The following is a 16515-nucleotide window of genomic DNA, read 5'->3' on the forward strand; positions in this document are numbered from 1 at the left end:
GGATGAAATTTTTTGCGGAATGGAAAAGGGGTCAGTCCTGGCCGATGCGCGCGCGTGCGTCCACGGCAACCACGCCCTGGCCTTGCAGGCGTACCTTGAGCGGATTGACTTCGATCTCGAAGTCTCTGCCCTGCGTTGCCTTGTCCAGGTCGTGGGCCAGCCAGCCCAGGCGAACAATGGCATCGACGATGGCGTCGACATCCAGCGCCCCGCGGCCACGGTAGGCGCCGAGCAGGGGCGCGACTTTCAGTGCCTGCACGGCGCGGCGCGCGCTTTCGGCGTCCACGGGCGCGGGCAGCACGGCAATGTCCTTGAGCAGCTCGACCAGCACGCCGCCCGCACCGACCACCACCTGGGGCCCGAACTGGGCGTCGCGCCGGGCGCCGACGATCAGCTCCAGCTCGCCGCTTTCCTGGGCCTGCAGGGAGTAGCCGTCAATGCGGGCCCGGGGCGCGGCCTGGGCCACGCTGGCCTGCATGCGTGCCAGCCGGGCGCGCAGATCGTCGGCATCCGCAATGTTCAGGGCCACGCCGCCCACGTCGGATTTGTGGGCGATGTCGGGCGAAGCGACTTTGAGTACCAGCGGAAAGCCGATGACTGCAGCGGCGGCCACGGCTTCCTCGGCGTTGCGCACCAGGCGCTCCTGGTTCACGGGAATGCCCGCCTCGGCCAGCAGGGCCTTGCTTGCAGCCTCGCCCAGTGCTCCCTGCGCGCAGGCCTGGGTCACGGCCATGCCTGCCGGGCGCAGCGGTGTGTCGGCCGGCTGGTGGTTGGACCAGGATTTCCAGGCCTTGAGCATGTCCATGGCTTCGGCCAGTGTGTCCACATAGGGCAGACCGCGCTCGATCAGCATGGCGCGCGCAGGCGCGGCCACGCGGCCGGGCAGCATCACATACAGCGTGGGCTTGCCGCCTGCGGCAGGGCGCTCGGCGCCGTCGGCCAGCTGGCGGGTCAGGCCGGGAACATCGGGCGCTGTGGTCAGCACCATCAGGCCCAGGTCGGCCGACGGGTCACTCAGCGCGATTTCTGCCGTGACCACGCCCAGCGCCTCGGTGCCGTCGTGCTTGCGCCCGCCGATGTCGATGGGATTGGCAGCCTGGCCTTCGGCGTAATGCTCGGCCAGACCGGCGCGCGTGGCTTCGTTGAAGCGTGCCAGGCCGATGCCGGCATGGGAGAGCTGATCGGCCGTGATCGCGCCGCCACCGCCGGACGTGGTGATCAGGGCGACGCCGCGCACGCGGCGACGCGGGTAGCGCACCATGGCGCGCGCCAGGCTCAGCATGTTCAGCGGGTCGTCCATCAGAACCACGTTTTCCCGCTCGCAGATGGCTTGGAGCGCCGCATAGTCGCCCGCCATGCTCGCGGTGTGGGAGTAGGCCGCGCGGCTGCCGTCGTCGGTGGCGCCGGCCTTGACCATCAGCCAGGGTTTGCCGGCCGCGTGCGCGCGCCGGGCCAGGGCCACGAAGCGCTCGGGCGACTTGATGCCTTCGACATAGCTGCAGATCACCTGCGTGCGCTCGTCCTCGATCAGGAACTCGGCAAAGTCGTTGAGTTCCAGGTCGGCCTGGTTGCCGACGGACACGCAATGCGAGAAGCCGATGCCCATGCCGTGGGCGCGATCGAACAGCGTGCCCATCAGCGCACCGCTCTGGCTGACAAAGCCGATTGGCGCTTCGATCAGCTGTTCCACATTGAGCGCTGGCGAGGAGCACAGCACCAGCTTGTTGACCGGGCTGATCAGACCCAGGCAGTTGGGGCCGATCAGGCGCATGCCGTATTCGGCGGCCGTGGCCACGATGTCCTGCTCCAGTGCCAGGCCCTCGGGGCCGGAATCGGAGAACTTGGAGGTGATGATGATGCCGGCCTTGGCGCCGCGCGCGGCGCAGGCGGCAATCTCGTCTTTGACCTTGTCGCGGGGCAAGGCCATGATGACCATGTCGGGAGCGTCGGGCGTCGCGGCGACGTTGGGGAAGGTCTTGAGCCCGAACAGCGTGTCCCGGCCGGGGTTGATCGGGTAGACCGTACCCGCGTAGCGATGCTGCAGCAGCGTCTTGTACAGGCGGCCGCCGAATTTGCTCTGGTCTTCCGAGGCACCGATCACGGCGACGGAGCGTGGGTTGAGCAGGGTCTTGAGAGGGGTGGGAAACAGGGGGGCGTTCAAGGTGATGCTCCTGGAAAGAACGGGGGGAAACAGCGTTCAGCTTTTGCGCTGGGCGGCACGGTAGGAAACGATGCGTTCGTGCAGGCCGGCGCGCGCGGCGGACTGCACCAGGCGCGCGAGGTCCTGTGCATCGCCCGCATCGCCGCGGGGTCTGCGCGCGGGGGCCAGGGCCGCATGGATGGCGTGTTGGGTGGCGGTATCCAGCCGCTGGACGCGTTCCTGCAAGGCGTTCAGGGCGCCGCCCAGACCTTCGGCAGACACCAGGCGGGTAGCCAGCTGCGCCTGCAGTGCGGCGTGGTGATCGACGGCCGTGCCGCCTTGCAGCCACTGCGCGGCCTGCGCAGCACCGACGAGGTCGCCCAGGCGGGAAGTGCCCAGCACCAGGCCAAAGCCCGTGCCGGGAAACGCGAACTGTGCTTCGCCCACGACCCAGCGCTCGCTGCAGGCGGCAAACAGGTCGGCGCCGGCGCCCATGGTGCGGCCATGGGCCAGGGCGAGCGTGGTGAATGGCGCGGCATGCACCATCTGCAGCAGCAGCTCGACGCGGGTGAAGCGGGCCAGCAGGCTATCGTCGGTTTCACTGTCCAGGCCGGACAGGTCGAAGCCGGTGCAAAAGTGCCGCCCTTCGCCGGCCAGTACCAGCAGGCGCAGGCTATCGTCGGCGCAGGCCGTCTGCAAGGCTTCGGTCAGCGCGCCCACCAGTTCGGCGGACAGCGCGTTGCCTTTGTCGGGGCGGTTCAGCTTCAGATGCAGCGTGGCGCCACTGCGTGTGGCATGGAGCAAGGTGGGATCGCTCATGCCGGCTCCCCGGCCCAGAGATTGGGTACGAGCTGGTTGGAGTAGCCTGAGACAAAGGGCTTGACTTCCCCGGTGTCGGGAATGAAAACATGGCGCGCGATGCGGCCGATGTTGCCGCCGTACAGGTGGATGCTGATGGAGCAGCGGTCGTCATGGGCGTTGCGCACGACGTGGATGTCCCCGAAGGTGGGCGAGACCTGGTCGATGTCGCCGGGTAAAAGGCGCAGTTCGGGCCCGCAGGGCGCCAGCGTGCCGTCGGCGCTGCGCGCATAGGCCTGGCCGCATTCGCTGCCGCGCAGCATGCCGATGAGGCCCCAGACGGTATGGTCGTGGACCGGGGTTTTCTGGCCCGGACCCCAGACGAAGCTGACCAGGGAAAAACGGTCCAGCGGGTCACCGTAGAGCAGATGCTGCTGGTAGTACCGGGGATGGGCCGCGGCCATGGCCTCGGGCAGCCAGTCGTCGGCGGACACGAGATCGCGCATCAGCGGCAGGGCGCCCGCCATCAGCAGCGCTTCATTGCCGGGATGGGCCTCGACCAGACGCGTCATGGCCGCCACAAAATGAAGCAAACGGTTGCGGGCCATCAGACGGACACCCCGGCAAATTGCGCACGCACTTCCTCGGTGTGCTGGCCCAGTTCGGGCGGCATGCTGCGGATGGGAAAGCCCTGGCCGTTGAGCCGCACGGGCGAGGCGAAGGTCTGCGTCCTGCGGCCATTGGGCAGCTCCAGTGGCTGCACCCATTGCATGTACTCGGTTTGCGCGTCGGCCAGCGCCGCCGCATAGTCGTTGATGCGGGCGTGGGGTACGCCGGCCGCATTGAAGGCTTCGATCCAGTGCGCCACGGGCTGCAGCGTGAATACCTGCTCCAGGATGTCCTTGAGCGCTTCCTGGTGCTGGGCGCGATCGGTGGTGCTGCCAAAGCGCGGGTCCTGGGGCAGTTCGGGCAGATCCACCACGCGGCAGACGTCCAGCCACAGTTTGTGGTTGCCCGCGGCAATCGCGAAATAGCCATCGGCTGCACGAAACGCCTGGTAGGGGGCGTTGCGCGGATGGGCGGAGCCGAGCTTGACGGGGCTGCGCTGGTTGCCGAAGAACTCGCTGGTCTGCAGCGCCGCGATGCCCAGCGTGCAGCCGAACATGGGGATGTCGATGTGCGCGCCCTTGCCGCCGGCGCGCACCTGGGCCAGCATGGCCGCAATGGAAAACGCCGCATACAGGCCGGACGCGAAGTCGGACAGCGGCACGCCGCATTTGACGGGGGCGCCGCCGGGCTCGCCGGTGATGCTCATCACGCCCGCGGCCGCCTGGATGGTGAGGTCGAAGCCGCCTTCGCCCGAACGCGGGCCGCTCTGCCCGTAGGCTGAAATCGAGCAGAACAGCAGTTGCGGCCTGGCTTCGGCAAAGCTCGCATAGCCCAGACCCAGCCGGTCCATCACGCCAGGGCGGTTGTTTTCGACGACCACGTCGGCTTCGAGGATCAACTGGCGCGCCAGGGCCAGATCGTCGGGGTTTTTCAGATTGAGCACCACGGAGCGCTTGTTGCGGTTGAGCGCGGCGAAGTTCTCGCTATAGCCCGCGTTGAGCGGCGGCCACTGGCGCAGGCCGTCGCCTGCGGGCGGCTCGATCTTGACCACATCGGCGCCCATGTCCGACAGGAGCATGGTCGAGAAGGGTCCGGAGGCGGTCGAACAGAACTCGACGACGCGCACTCCGGACAGGGGCAGGACAGCATTTCCGTTGTTTTTCATGAGATATGAGGCGGCCAAAAGAAGTCAAGAATGGTCTGCAAGGCTTTCGCATTGCTCGTGAAGGCCATCTTATGTAGTTCTTTAATTGGCAACAACAGTTCTGTAATGTGGAACTGTTGATGGAGGCAATCGCCGATTCCTCGAGGGGCGGCGGTGTCGTTGGGACCGGGGCGCATGGCCATCGCATGGCGGCCCGGGCAGGCAGCCGCCAAGGAACGATCAGTCGGAGTATTCCAAAATGTAGAACCGACGTTTTATAATTTGAAAATGCTATGAACATTCATCGGGAATAGTCCTGAGAGGGTGGCTTTGTGGCGATTCAATTGGGGTGACTTTCATGAACAACACCCTCGTCAAGGGACTGTCCATCATCGAGCTGCTGGCGCATAGCGATCGCGCGCTGGGGCTGACGGAAATTGCTGCGCAGCTGAGTCTGGCCAAGAGCAATGTGCACCGCCTGCTGCAGGCGTTGACGCAAACGCGCTACATCGTGCGCGATGAAACCAGCGGGCGCTACACCGCGGCCATCAAGCTCTGGGAGCTGGGGTCGGCCGTTCTATCCAAGCTGGATCTGCGCGTGCACGCCGAGCAGGTGATGGAACGGCTGCTGACGCAGACCCGGGAGACGGTCCATCTTTCGGTGCTCGACGGCGACGAGGTGGTCTACGTGCACAAGCTCGACAGTCCCAACCCGGTGCGCGCCTATACGCAGATCGGCGGCCGGGCGAGCGCGTCCTGCGTGGCCACGGGCAAGGCCATGCTGGCGTTCCGTTCCGCCGAGGCATTGCAAGCCATGGCGCGGACCCTGGTGGCGCATACGCCCCAGTCCATTGTCGATACGGACAAGTTCCTGCAGGAGATGGCGCGCGTGCGCACCCAGGGCTATGCCGTGAACAGGGGCGAGTGGAACGAGAACGTCTGCGGCATCGCTTCTGCGGTGACCGATGTCAGCGGCCATGTGGTCGCCGCCCTGGGCTTGTCCGGGCCGAAGGAGCGCTTCAAGGCCGCGCAGATCAAGGAATTTGCGCCGTTGGTCGTGGAAGCCGCGGCGCAGATATCGGAGCGATTGGGCGCACGGTATGCGGTTCCCCTGTGGCGCTAGGCGCAGCGACGGTGTGCTCTATAGTTCTATGATATAGAACATTTATTTCGAAATGTGGAATCGTTATAGGATGCGGCGCGGCACATGCAGTGTCCGGAGCACAGACGATGACACAACGACGCGAGCTGACTTCTGCCCACTGGGGCGTGTATGAGGTGGACCGGCGCGAGGGCCAGGTCCGGGGGCTTAAGGCGCTGCCTGAAGACCCCGATCCTTCTCCCATAGGCTTGGCGATGTGGGATGCCTACCGTTCGCCGCTGCGGGTGCGCCGGCCCGCGGTTCGCCTCAGCTGGCTGTATGACGGCCCGGGGGCGCGGCCCGAGTTGCGCGGACGCGAGCCTTTTGTCGAACTCGAGTGGGAGCATGCGCTGGACCTGGTGGCCGGCGAAATCCAGCGGGTGCGCGACAGCCATGGCAACCAGGCGATCTTCGGCGGCTCCTACGGCTGGTCCAGCGCCGGGCGCTTTCACCATGCCCAGAGCCAGGTCCATCGCATGCTCAACGCGGTGGGGGGCTACGTGCGCAGCGTGGACAGCTACAGCCTGGGTGCGGCCCGCGTGCTGATGCCGCATGTCATCGCACCCATGGATGAATTGATGGCCATGCACCATGGCTGGGACGTGATGCAGGCGAACACCCGGCTGCTGGTGGCGTTTGGCGGCATACCCGCGAAGAACGCGCAGGTCAGCGCTGGCGGGGCCGCGGAACACCGCGTGCGGCCTGGCCTTGCGGGCCTGGCCCGCGCCGGCTGCCGCATGGTCAACATCAGCCCGGTCAGCGACAATTTCGATGCGCCTGCAGGCAGTGTTGAATGGATTCCCATCCGTCCCAATACCGACGCGGCGGCGTTGCTGGCCATGGCCTTCGAAGTGGTGCATGCGCAGCGCCATGCGGCATCGTTCCTGCAAAGCCACTGCGTGGGCTTTGATGCATGGTGGGCGTATCTGAGCGGCCAAAGCGATGGCGTGGCCAAGAACGCCGAATGGGCCGAAGGCATTACCAGCATTCCCGCGCCGGTGCTGCGCCAGCTGGCGCTGGACATGGCTGGCACCCGCTCGTTCGTCAATATTGCCTGGTCCCTGCAGCGGGCCGACCATGGCGAACAACCCTACTGGGCGGCGCTGTCGCTGGCCGCGGTGCTGGGCCAGATCGGCCTGCCCGGGGGAGGCCTGGGCGTGGCCTATGGGCCGGCCAATCTCATGGGCAGCCCGCATCCGAAGTTCCCCGGGCCTACGCTTTCGCAAGGCCGCAATGCGGTGTCGGTGTTCATTCCCGTGGCGCGTATCGCGGACATGCTGCTGCACCCCGGAGCCCGCTTCGATTACAACGGCGCAAGCCATGTCTATCCCGACATCGACCTGATCTACTGGGCTGGCGGCAACCCTTTTCACCACCACCAGGACTTGAACCGGCTGGCGCGCGCGTGGCGCAAGCCGTCGACCATCGTCGTGCACGAGCAGGTCTGGAATGCGCATGCCAAGATGGCCGACATCGTGCTGCCGGCCACGTCCACGCTGGAGCGCGACGACATCGGCTTTGCCACGCGCGAGCCGCTGATGGTGGCCATGAAGGCCGTGATGCCGCCGCCGGGCCAGGCGCGGGACGACTATGCGATCTTTGCGGCGCTGGCCCGGCGCCTGGGCGCCGGGCAGGCATTCACCGAAGGCCGCAGCGCGGCGCAATGGCTGCGTCATATGTACGAGGAGTCGGCCGAGCGCGCCCGGCCCCTGGGTGTGGAGTTGCCGTCGTTCGATGCCTTCTGGAGCGCCGGCGAGTTCCGGCTGCCTGCGGCGCAGCGGCCTGTCGTCATGCTCGAAGCCTTCCGCGCAGACCCCGTCGCCCATGCGCTCAGGACGCCCAGCGGTCGCATAGAGATCGCCTGCGCGCAGATCGCGGGCTTTGCCTATGACGACTGTCCCGGCCATGCGGTGTGGCAGGCGCCGCGCGAGTGGCTGGGCGCGGCCGCCGCAGCCCTTCATCCGCTGCACCTGATTTCCGACCAGCCCCACACCAAGCTGCACAGCCAGCTGGATTTTTCCGTCTACAGCCTGGCCAACAAGGTGCAGGGGCGCGAGCCCATCGTGCTGCATCCGGACGACGCCAAGACACGCGGCATTTCTGCGGGAGACGTGGTGCGGGTCTTCAATGCCCGCGGGGCCTGTCTGGCGGGAGCAGTGGTGAACGAGACGGTGATGCCCGGTGTGGTCCGCATGGCTACCGGGGCCTGGTGGGATCCGGTGGCGGTGGGTGAAGCGCTTGCTCTGGACAAGCACGGCAATCCCAATGTGCTGACCTGCGACCAAGGCGCTTCGCGCCTGTCCCAGGGCTGCGCCGCGCAGACCTGCCTGGTGCAGCTCGAGCGTTTTACCGGTGAGCTGCCGCCGGTGACGGCGTTCGACCGGCCGGCGCTGGAGCCGCTGGACAGGAGCAGAATGCCGCTCTGACCAGGCTGTCCGCCCGCTGCAGGGCGCGGCCTTGCGCGCCTGCGCAGGGGCCAATCCATGGCCAAAGCGCTCGCAGATGCAAAAATATGCGGTTTTTTCCCGGCCGCCCTGCGCGGCGCTGGTAGAATTTTGGAATCGACTGGCAAGCCGCCAGCAACGACAGATTTCGGGTGATTAGCTCAGCGGTAGAGCACTGCCTTCACACGGCAGGGGTCGCAGGTTCAAACCCTGCATCACCCACCAATTGAAACCCTGTAAGTCATTGACTTACAGGGTTTTTTTATGATGCCAAGGTGCGGCACGCGGGGCCCTTGAGTGGCCCCGCAGGCAGGTTCGCAGTGCCGCCTGGCGCGCTCAGGCCTTCTCAAGCGCGCCGTTGACGACCCCGGAAAGCCCCTGCGGATTCGCTTCTTGCACTGCCGCCGACAGCAGTTCGTCGGGCGCAGGAAACGATTGGTCTCGGTCGCACCCACGGAAGTGAATAGGGTGTTCAACGTCGAGGGGAAGGGCCCGCCGTGCACCATGGCATGGCACACTTCCACGCCGGTTGGGAAGCCGTTGGCCAGGATGTGACCCGCCTTGCGTTCGAGTACCGGGATCAGGCGCCGTGCGTCGGCGTAGTCCGTCGGGTTGATCTGCGCCATCAGCGCCTCGCCCAGCTTGCGCCCGGCGCCGATCAGCAAGGAAAACACACTTTCGGCAAGGCCGAGGTCCTGGACCGCCTGCTGGATCGCACGACCAACGAGTTCGGAAGTGCCCAGGTGCGCGCTGTGGGCCTTGGCGATCACAGGTACACCCGCGTGCCGACGTGGTATCGCACCCCGTCACCGACAACGCCAGCGGGAAATTGTGCCGGCGGCAGAACGATATCGCGCTGCACATGTACCGGGCAGCGCCGTAATGTCCACCTCGTTTTTCTTGCGCTCTTTTTCAAGGCCCACCACATCCATTGCCGTCACTCTAAAAAATATACGTTTTGACAAAAATTTGTAATTTTTTCTGGTGGATGTTTGAAAAAAATGACGAAAACAAATACCCAAAAAACTAAAATAGGGCGATAGCGGGCAAGGGAGCAGTGCTGGCGCGCAAGAGGAGCATGTCCCGTTGCCCGGCGGCCCGGGCCGCGCATCCATCCTGGCTCCATGTTTTTTCCGGTGGCGCAGCGCCTCAGTGCTGCTGGCTGGTGCAAAGGGGCTTTCACGACACAATGGAAAATCACGCCCCGGTACGATTCCATGGAAAAGCGCTTTCATAAGAAGCTGTCTCTTTCCCGGCATGTTTTCATGTGGTTTTATCGAGAATATTATGAATATTGAATCAGGCGGCACCGCGGAGCGCAATACCGGACGCTATATGAAAAAGCGTGAGGCGATCATCAATGTTGCGTCCAAGCTTTTTGATGAAAATGGGATAAAAGGTGCAATGCTGTCTGAGGTGGCAAAGCAGGTTGGCTTGAGCACGAATAGCATCACTTATTATTTCAAAAAAAAGGAAGATCTCGTATTTGAATGTCTGATGCATACGGTCAAGACATTCGACATGATTACCGAAATGGCGGAAAGTGAAAAAACGCCGGTTGAAAGAGTTAAGCGCTTCATTCAAGAATTTATCAAGAAGCTGTCCGACTGCGCGAAAGGAAATTACCCCGCGATCATGACATTTCGCGATGCTGCAGAATTGGACAGCTCTTATACAAAGATTATTTTTGACGGTTATAAAAACATGTTCCGTAGGGTGCGGGGACTGCTTGCCGAGGGAGAGATAAATTCCGAAAACCGGATGATATTGACCCTGAGGACGCACTTGTTTCTTGCGCAGATCCAATGGTCACGTATATGGATGGGAAGCTACAGCCTGGAAAATTACGAAAGAATCCAGTTCTATATCACAGACGTGATGCTCAATGGTCTCGCGGTCCATGATGCGCCGTGGCAGAACAATGCCATTGATCGTAAGCTGTCGGAGTTCAAGATACCCGAATCACCCAATCATGGATTTCTGGTGGCCGCTATCCATCTGATCAATGAAGCGGGCTATAACGGCGCGTCCATCGACCGGATATCGGCGCGATTGAGTGTCACCAAGGGGTCTTTTTACCACCATATTCCAAGCAAGGAAGATCTTTTCGCCGAGTGCATGGAGCGCACGCATGCCGTGCTGGAAGGATTTCAGGAAACCGTGCACCAGCACCAGGGCAATGGCCTAGAGAAACTTGGCGGGATTTCCCGCGCATTGCTCAGATACCATTTCTCCGAGCAGGGTCCATTACTGCGGGTCTCGGCTTGGAGCGAAATATCCGACTACAGCAACTTCCATGAAAAGATCAAGCCGTTGCGCAAGCTGCTCCAGAATCTCACCGATTTCCTGGCCGTGGGAATGATGGATGGGTCGGTCCGGGTGACCCATCAATCCGTGGCGTCGATGATGATCGTCGGAATGATCAACGGATCGTTGACACTGGATAAATGGGTGCCTGGTTCAGAGAATGTCAACGTGGACAGTCTTTATATCCGGCCGCTTTATTATGGATTGTTGAGCGGTTGAATATTCGCGCAACATGGCCAGATGAATCTGCCCATGTTGACCCATGATCAGAACCGGTGGGTCATCCCCAGGGTGATCGCGGTGGTTCCGGCGGTCACGGCCGTGGTTCCCGCATAGCCATTGCTGATACGGTGCGGCCGTGCAGGATTGCGGTTGTGGATTCTTGCGAAACCCAGCGTCACTTTCGATCGTTTCGACAGGAAATGCTCATACATCGCACCGATCTGGTAAGCGTCATTTCCGGGCAGCAACTGGTTGTCCTTGCGGATGTAGGATGCCGACAGCGTTCCGCTGCTCAAGGGGTAGGAGATGCCGAGCAATATATCGGTGTTGTCCTTGGTTTTTGCCTGGGTGATCACGTTGCGCGCCGAGTTGTCGGAGTAGGCGAAGAAAAGTCTGGCCTGGGCCCACTTGTAGTTGGCCGCAAAAATCGTGCTTTTGGCATCGACATCGAGCGTGGCATTGGTGTACAGATTGCTTTGATGGTGGGATATTTCAACGCTCAGCCCAGCTTGCCCATAGCCGAGGCTGAAACCCGTCGCGCTGTTCCGTGACGCACCTCCCGTTGGCGATTCGCCAAAATAGTGGGCCAATGCCCCATAGAACCCTTTGCGTGCATAGGTCCAGGGGTTGAAGCCCGGGCTGTTATAGATGATGCCGTTGTTCAGGCGCACGCCATGGGTTTCCATCAGATTGGTCGCGGTGAATACGCCGTAGGTTGCGGTCGGGTCGCCGACCAGCGCCAGGGTGGCGAAGGAGGGCGTATAGAGTCGGCCCATGCGCACCGTGCCCCATGTGCCCTGCAGGCCGAGGAACGCTTGCTTGTCGAAGAAAGTGCTGCTGGCGGTCGTACCGGTGTCGGCATTGAAGCCATTTTCGAGCTTGACCAGGGCGGAAAGCCCGCCGCCCATGTCCTCCTTGCCGCTGATCATGAAAGACGAGGTGCCGGCCAAAGCCGTGCGCAGCGCGGATCCTCCCGAGTTGAACCCCAGGCCGCCATATACCGAGCCGGACAATGTGAGGTAGGACTGCGCATGGACTGCTCCTGTGCTCACTGCTAAAACCATTGAACTCACTACGAACTTTTTCATTTCAGAACCCCTGGAAAAGGAATAGACCGAATAAAAAAATCCAGTCCAGGCTGCAAGACCTGGCTTGCAACCGAAACGGACTGGATCTAGTGACGAGGCGCAGGAATCAGGCAGCCATGAAATCGGGCTGACGGATGAATCGACTCCGGTGGAAGTCAGTGTTTCCCAACGTCATTTCAATGGCGGTGAGCCGCTTGAAATAGTGTGAAATGGGCATTTCGTTGGTCATGCCCATGCCTCCGTGCATTTGTATGGCCTGTTGGCCCACGAATTGCAATGCCTTGCCCACGCGCACCTTGGCCGCGGACACCAGTTTTCTGCGCCCCTCGGCAGGCGCGGTGTTGACTTTGACCGCTGCCAGCACGGTGATCGACTTGGCTTGCTCGGCGTGGATGAACATGTCCGCCATGCGATGCTGCAGCACCTGGAAGGTGCCGATGGGCACGCCGAACTGCTTGCGCGTCTTGAGATATTCGAGCGTCTGCGCATTCGCGGCTTCCATTGCGCCCACGGCCTCGGCGCAGAGCATGGTCACGCCGAAATCGGCGGCCGCGTCCAGGATCTCCCAGCCCTTGCCCTCCTCGCCGATCATCGAAGACGCCGGTACGCGCAGATTGTTGAATTCGATGTTTGCCGCACGTTGCCCGTCGAAGGTGCGGTAGTCGACAGCCTTGCTGCCTTCAAGGTTGGCCGGCACGTAGAACAGCGTGATGCCTTCCTCGTCACGCGCAGCGCCGCTGGTGCGTGTCGAGACCACCCAGCCGCTGGCCTGTGCGCCGTGGATTACGGCGCATTTGGCGCCATTGATCACATAGGCGTCACCGTCCTTCCTTGCCGGCGTGGTGATGTTGAAGAGTTCGTGGCCTGCTTCCTTCTCATTGAGCGCGCAGGCCAGCGTGACGCTGCCTGTTGCGACCTCTTGCAGCACGGCGCTCTGACCGCCTCGGCGCAGGAAGTCGCAGGCCAGAATCGTCGCGAAGTAGGGCTCGATGACCAGGCCGCGGCCGAGCTCCTTCATGACGATCATCAGGTCTTCGGAGTTACCGCCCAGGCCGCCGGCGTCTTCGGGAATGGCCAGCGCAATCGCGCCGAGATCACCGAGCGCGTTGAAGCCCTGGCTCGATACGCCGGCATCGGAATAGATGATCTTCCTGCGCTCTTCAAAGGAGTAATCGCGTTCGATCCAGCGCTGCAGGGATTCGGAGAATTGCTGCTGTTCTTCGGAAAGACGAAAGTCCATGGTGTTCTCCTTACAGTCCCAGAATCATTTTGGAAATCACGTTGCGCTGCACTTCGTTGGAGCCACCGAAGATGGTGATCTTGCGCAGGTTGAAGTAATGCGCAGCGAGCGCCGCGATCGCGTCCTCGCCCGAGTCGGGCGCGGGTTTGCGGTTATGCAGATAGTCGGGATCGAACGCCAGGCCCGAGGGGCCGCTGGCTTCGAGCAGCATTTCGCTGATGGCCTGTGAAATCTCGGTGCCCTTGACCTTGAGCAGCGAAGCTTCGGGGCCGATCTTGCTGCTGGCCCCTTCGGCGACCAGCGACAAGGCCGTCATTTCCAGTGCCATCAACTCGATTTCGATATCCGCCACGCGCGCGGCGAACTGCGGGTCCTGCAGCAGCGGTGCGTCGTTGAGTTGCCTGGCCAGGGCCAGGCGCTTGAGCACCTTGAGTTCGCGCTTGGAATTGCCGATCGCGGCAATGCCCGTGCGTTCATGGCCGAGCAGGTATTTGGCGTAGGTCCAGCCCTTGTTTTCCTCGCCGACCAGATTGGCCACGGGCACCTTGACGTTGTCGAAGAAGACTTCGTTGACCTCATGGGTCTCGTCCATGGTGATGATAGGGCGCACGGTGATGCCGGGCGTCTTCATGTCGATCAGCAAAAAGGAAATGCCGGTCTGCTTGGTGCCTTCGGTGCTGGTGCGCACCAGGCAGAAGATCCAGTCGGCATGCTGGCCCAGCGTGGTCCAGGTCTTTTGCCCGTTGACGATGTAGTGATCGCCTTCGCGCACCGCCCGGGTGTTGAGCGAGGCGAGGTCGGAGCCCGCGCCCGGCTCCGAGTAGCCCTGGCACCACCAGTCCTCGGCGTGGTAGATGCGCGGCAGGTAGTGCTGCTTTTGTTCCTCGCTCGCAAAACCCAGCAGCACCGGCGCGAGCAGGTTCAGGCCGAACGACAGCGTGGGCGGCGCATAGGCCTTGGCGTATTCCTCGGCCCAGATGTGGCGCTGCATCGCGCTCCAGCCCGTGCCGCCGTATTTGACCGGCCAGCCCGGCGCGATCCAGCCTTTTTCGGCGAGGATCTTGTGCCAGCGCACGGCGTCTTCGCGCTTGAGATGGCGGCGACGCCTGACTTTCTCGCTGAGTTCGGGCGGCAAATGGTCTTTGAAGAACTGCCGGACTTCATCGCGAAAACGCAGATCTTCTTCCTTATATTCGAGGTCCATAACGTGCTCCTGGTTGAAAAAGGGCGAGTCTTCCCCCGGGGCATGGCCTGGAGGCCATGCCCTGCTGCAGGGGGCGATGAAAGGGGATTACTTAGCCGGCGCGAGATCGCTGAACTTGCGCCCGCTTGAGGCGAGTTCCACGAGCAGCTTTGCGGGTTTGAACTGCGGGCCCAGCTGCTGCTCGAACTGTTGCATCCGGGCCAACACCTTGTCGAGCCCGATCTGGTCGCCATAGAACATCGGGCCGCCGCGGTAGATGGGCCAGCCATAGCCGTTGACCCAGACCACGTCGATGTCGCAGGCGCGCAGCGCCATGCCTTCCTCAAGGATCTTCGCGCCTTCGTTGATCATGGGATAGATGCAGCGCTCGAGGATTTCCTCGTCGCTGACTTCACGCGTGGAAAATCCTTTTTTCTTCGCGAAGTCGGCGATGGTCTGCTCGACCAGGCGCGACGGTGCCGCGGTGCGCTTTTCGTCGTAGTCGTAGAAACCGGCGCCCGATTTCTGGCCGCGGCGGTCCATTTCGCAGAGCACTTCGCGCAGCGTCGAGGAGCTCGACCTCTCCTTGTTCCAGCCCAGGTCCAGTCCCGCGAGATCGCTCATCGCGAACGGCCCCATGGGAAAGCCGAACTGGTAGAGCACGCGGTCGACGGCCCAGGGCATTGCGCCTTCCATGATCAGGGCATTGGCTTCGCGCTGGCGCTGGGCCAGAATCCGGTTGCCGACGAATCCCGGGCATACGCCGACCAGTACCGCGACCTTGCCGATCTTCTTGGCCAGCTGCATGGAGGTGGCAATGATGTTGTCGCTGGTGTGCGTGCCGCGCACGACTTCGAGCAGTTTCATCACATTGGCCGGCGAGAAGAAGTGCAGTCCGATGACCGACTCGGGGCGGGACGTGGCCGAAGCGATTTCGTTGAGATCGAGCGCCGAAGTGTTCGAGGCCAGGATCGCGCCGGCCTTGCAGGTCTGGTCGAGGCGCCGGAAGATGTCCTTCTTGACGTCCATGTTCTCGAACACGGCCTCGATCACCAGATCGACATCGGCGAGTTGCTGCAGATCCAGCGAGCCCGTGAGCCGCGCCATGCGCTGTTCGATGTCCGCGAGCTGCAGGCGGCCTTTCCTGGCCGTGTTCTCGTAGTTGCTGCGGATGGTCGCCAGGCCCCGGTCCAGCGCTTCCTGGCGCGTTTCGACGATGTGCACGGGAATGCCGGCGTTGAGGAAGTTCATCGCGATGCCCGCGCCCATGGTGCCTGCGCCCAGGATGCCGACGGTCTCGACCGGCAGCAGTGGCGTGTCCTTGGCCAGCCCCGGCACCTGCCAGGCCTGGCGCGAGGCGAAGAAGTAGTAGCGCAGCGCGGCGGATTGCTGGCCCTGCATCAGTTCGACAAACAGCTGGCGTTCGCGCTTCAGGCCTTGCTCGATCGGCAGATTGACCGCAGCTTCGACGCACTGGATGATCCTTTCGGGCGCCTCGAGGCCGCGGAACTTGCGTGCGTTGGCCTGGCGGAACTTGTCGAAGATGTCCGGCTGGTCGCGCGCGGCCAGCACTTTCTCGTTCTGGTCGCGTATCTTGCGCAGCGGGCGCTTCTCGGCGACGATGCGCTGGGCGAACGTCACGGCGGCGGCCTGCAGCTCGCCTTCGGGTGCCAGTTCGTCGATCAGACCGCTTTCCAGCGCTTCGCCGGCGCGCACATGGCTGCCTGAAGTCATGTTTTCAAGCGCCTTTTCCACGCCGACGATGCGCGGCAGCCGCTGCGTGCCGCCCGCACCGGGCAGCAGCCCGATGTTGACTTCGGGCAGGCCCAGGCGTGCCGAGGGCACGGCGATGCGCCAGTGGCAGACCAGCGCCACTTCGAGGCCGCCGCCCAGCGCCGTGCCGTGGATGGCGGCGATCACCGGCTTGGTCGCTTCCTCGAGAATGCGCTGGACTTCTGCGAGGCTGACGCCGGCCGGTGGCTTGCCGAATTCGGTGATGTCGGCGCCCGCGATGAACGTGCTGCCTTCGCAGATCAGCACCACGGCTTCGATGGCCGCGTCCTGCAGCGCCGCCTGCATCGCGCCATGGATGCCGTCGCGCACCGCGGCCGAAAGCGCGTTGACCGGGGGAAAGTGGATGGAGATGACGGCAACGCGGTCGATGCGGTGCAGTTGCGTCACGGAGTTGATGGCGGTCAT

At 63.1% G+C, this 16515-nt stretch carries 13 protein-coding genes and 1 tRNA gene; 4 read left to right on the forward strand and 10 right to left on the reverse strand.

The window, feature by feature from the left end; all coding sequences use genetic code 11:
* Window positions 1–31 precede the first annotated feature (31 nt).
* From GVL12_RS10365 to GVL12_RS10380, 4 genes are read right to left on the reverse strand one after another with little or no spacing between them, the layout of a single operon-like run.
* Window positions 32–2161 carry an acetate--CoA ligase family protein gene (locus tag GVL12_RS10365; protein WP_200843658.1) on the reverse strand — a complete coding sequence of 710 codons (2130 nt, stop codon included), beginning with the start codon at window positions 2159–2161 and terminating at the stop codon, window positions 32–34.
* Window positions 2162–2197: 36 nt separating this feature from the next.
* Window positions 2198–2959 (reverse strand): enoyl-CoA hydratase/isomerase family protein, encoded by a 762-nt coding sequence (locus tag GVL12_RS10370; RefSeq protein WP_159913543.1) that lies wholly within the window; start codon window positions 2957–2959, stop codon window positions 2198–2200.
* The gene (locus GVL12_RS10375) at window positions 2956–3510 is read right to left on the reverse strand and encodes a cysteine dioxygenase (protein WP_235033845.1); all 555 of its coding nucleotides are present in this window, start codon (window positions 3508–3510) and stop codon (window positions 2956–2958) included. The genes GVL12_RS10370 and GVL12_RS10375 overlap by 4 nt, the downstream gene beginning before the upstream one ends.
* Before the next feature lie 35 nt (window positions 3511–3545).
* On the reverse strand, window positions 3546–4712 hold the full coding sequence (locus tag GVL12_RS10380) for a CaiB/BaiF CoA-transferase family protein (RefSeq protein WP_159913547.1): 1167 nt from the start codon (window positions 4710–4712) through the stop codon (window positions 3546–3548).
* Between the two features lie 337 nt (window positions 4713–5049).
* Here GVL12_RS10380 and GVL12_RS10385 point away from each other — a divergent pair, with 337 nt between their 5' ends.
* The 3 genes from GVL12_RS10385 to GVL12_RS10395 all read left to right on the forward strand — a co-directional run bounded on the left by GVL12_RS10385 (window position 5050) and on the right by GVL12_RS10395 (window position 8501).
* Entirely contained in the window at window positions 5050–5814 is a 765-nt protein-coding gene (locus GVL12_RS10385) for an IclR family transcriptional regulator (protein WP_159913549.1), read from the forward strand.
* Between the two features lie 107 nt (window positions 5815–5921).
* Complete coding sequence (locus tag GVL12_RS10390) at window positions 5922–8258, forward strand: molybdopterin guanine dinucleotide-containing S/N-oxide reductase (RefSeq protein WP_159913551.1); 2337 nt, start codon at window positions 5922–5924, stop codon at window positions 8256–8258.
* A gap of 168 nt (window positions 8259–8426) precedes the next feature.
* A tRNA-Val gene (locus tag GVL12_RS10395) sits at window positions 8427–8501 on the forward strand.
* Here GVL12_RS10395 and GVL12_RS10400 read toward each other — a convergent pair.
* Both GVL12_RS10400 and GVL12_RS10405 read right to left on the reverse strand, forming a co-directional pair.
* On the reverse strand, window positions 8492–9046 hold the full coding sequence (locus tag GVL12_RS10400; RefSeq protein ID WP_200843659.1) for a hypothetical protein: 555 nt from the start codon (window positions 9044–9046) through the stop codon (window positions 8492–8494). The two genes, GVL12_RS10395 and GVL12_RS10400, sit on opposite strands and share 10 nt — an antisense overlap.
* A gap of 36 nt (window positions 9047–9082) precedes the next feature.
* Window positions 9083–9511 carry a hypothetical protein gene (locus GVL12_RS10405; protein WP_159913553.1) on the reverse strand — a complete coding sequence of 143 codons (429 nt, stop codon included), beginning with the start codon at window positions 9509–9511 and terminating at the stop codon, window positions 9083–9085.
* A 52-nt stretch (window positions 9512–9563) separates the two neighbouring features.
* On the opposite strand from GVL12_RS10405, the gene GVL12_RS10410 reads away from it, so the two are divergent.
* On the forward strand, window positions 9564–10802 hold the full coding sequence (locus GVL12_RS10410) for a TetR/AcrR family transcriptional regulator (protein ID WP_159913555.1): 1239 nt from the start codon (window positions 9564–9566) through the stop codon (window positions 10800–10802).
* A 47-nt stretch (window positions 10803–10849) separates the two neighbouring features.
* Here the strand turns inward: GVL12_RS10410 and GVL12_RS10415 are convergent, their stop codons facing one another.
* From GVL12_RS10415 to GVL12_RS10430, 4 genes are all read right to left on the reverse strand, one after another.
* Complete coding sequence (locus GVL12_RS10415) at window positions 10850–11893, reverse strand: porin (protein ID WP_159913557.1); 1044 nt, start codon at window positions 11891–11893, stop codon at window positions 10850–10852.
* A 106-nt stretch (window positions 11894–11999) separates the two neighbouring features.
* On the reverse strand, window positions 12000–13133 hold the full coding sequence (locus GVL12_RS10420) for an acyl-CoA dehydrogenase family protein (RefSeq protein WP_159913559.1): 1134 nt from the start codon (window positions 13131–13133) through the stop codon (window positions 12000–12002).
* Window positions 13134–13143: 10 nt separating this feature from the next.
* Window positions 13144–14337: an acyl-CoA dehydrogenase family protein gene (locus tag GVL12_RS10425; protein ID WP_159913561.1), complete on the reverse strand. Its 1194-nt coding sequence runs from the start codon at window positions 14335–14337 to the stop codon at window positions 13144–13146.
* A gap of 87 nt (window positions 14338–14424) precedes the next feature.
* Window positions 14425–16515, reverse strand: a complete 2091-nt coding sequence (locus GVL12_RS10430) for a 3-hydroxyacyl-CoA dehydrogenase NAD-binding domain-containing protein (protein ID WP_159913563.1) — start codon at window positions 16513–16515, stop codon at window positions 14425–14427.

The sequence above is a fragment of the Pantoea sp. 18069 genome, from assembly GCF_902706035.1.
In the GTDB taxonomy this organism is placed as follows: Bacteria; Pseudomonadota; Gammaproteobacteria; order Burkholderiales; family Burkholderiaceae_C; genus Comamonas.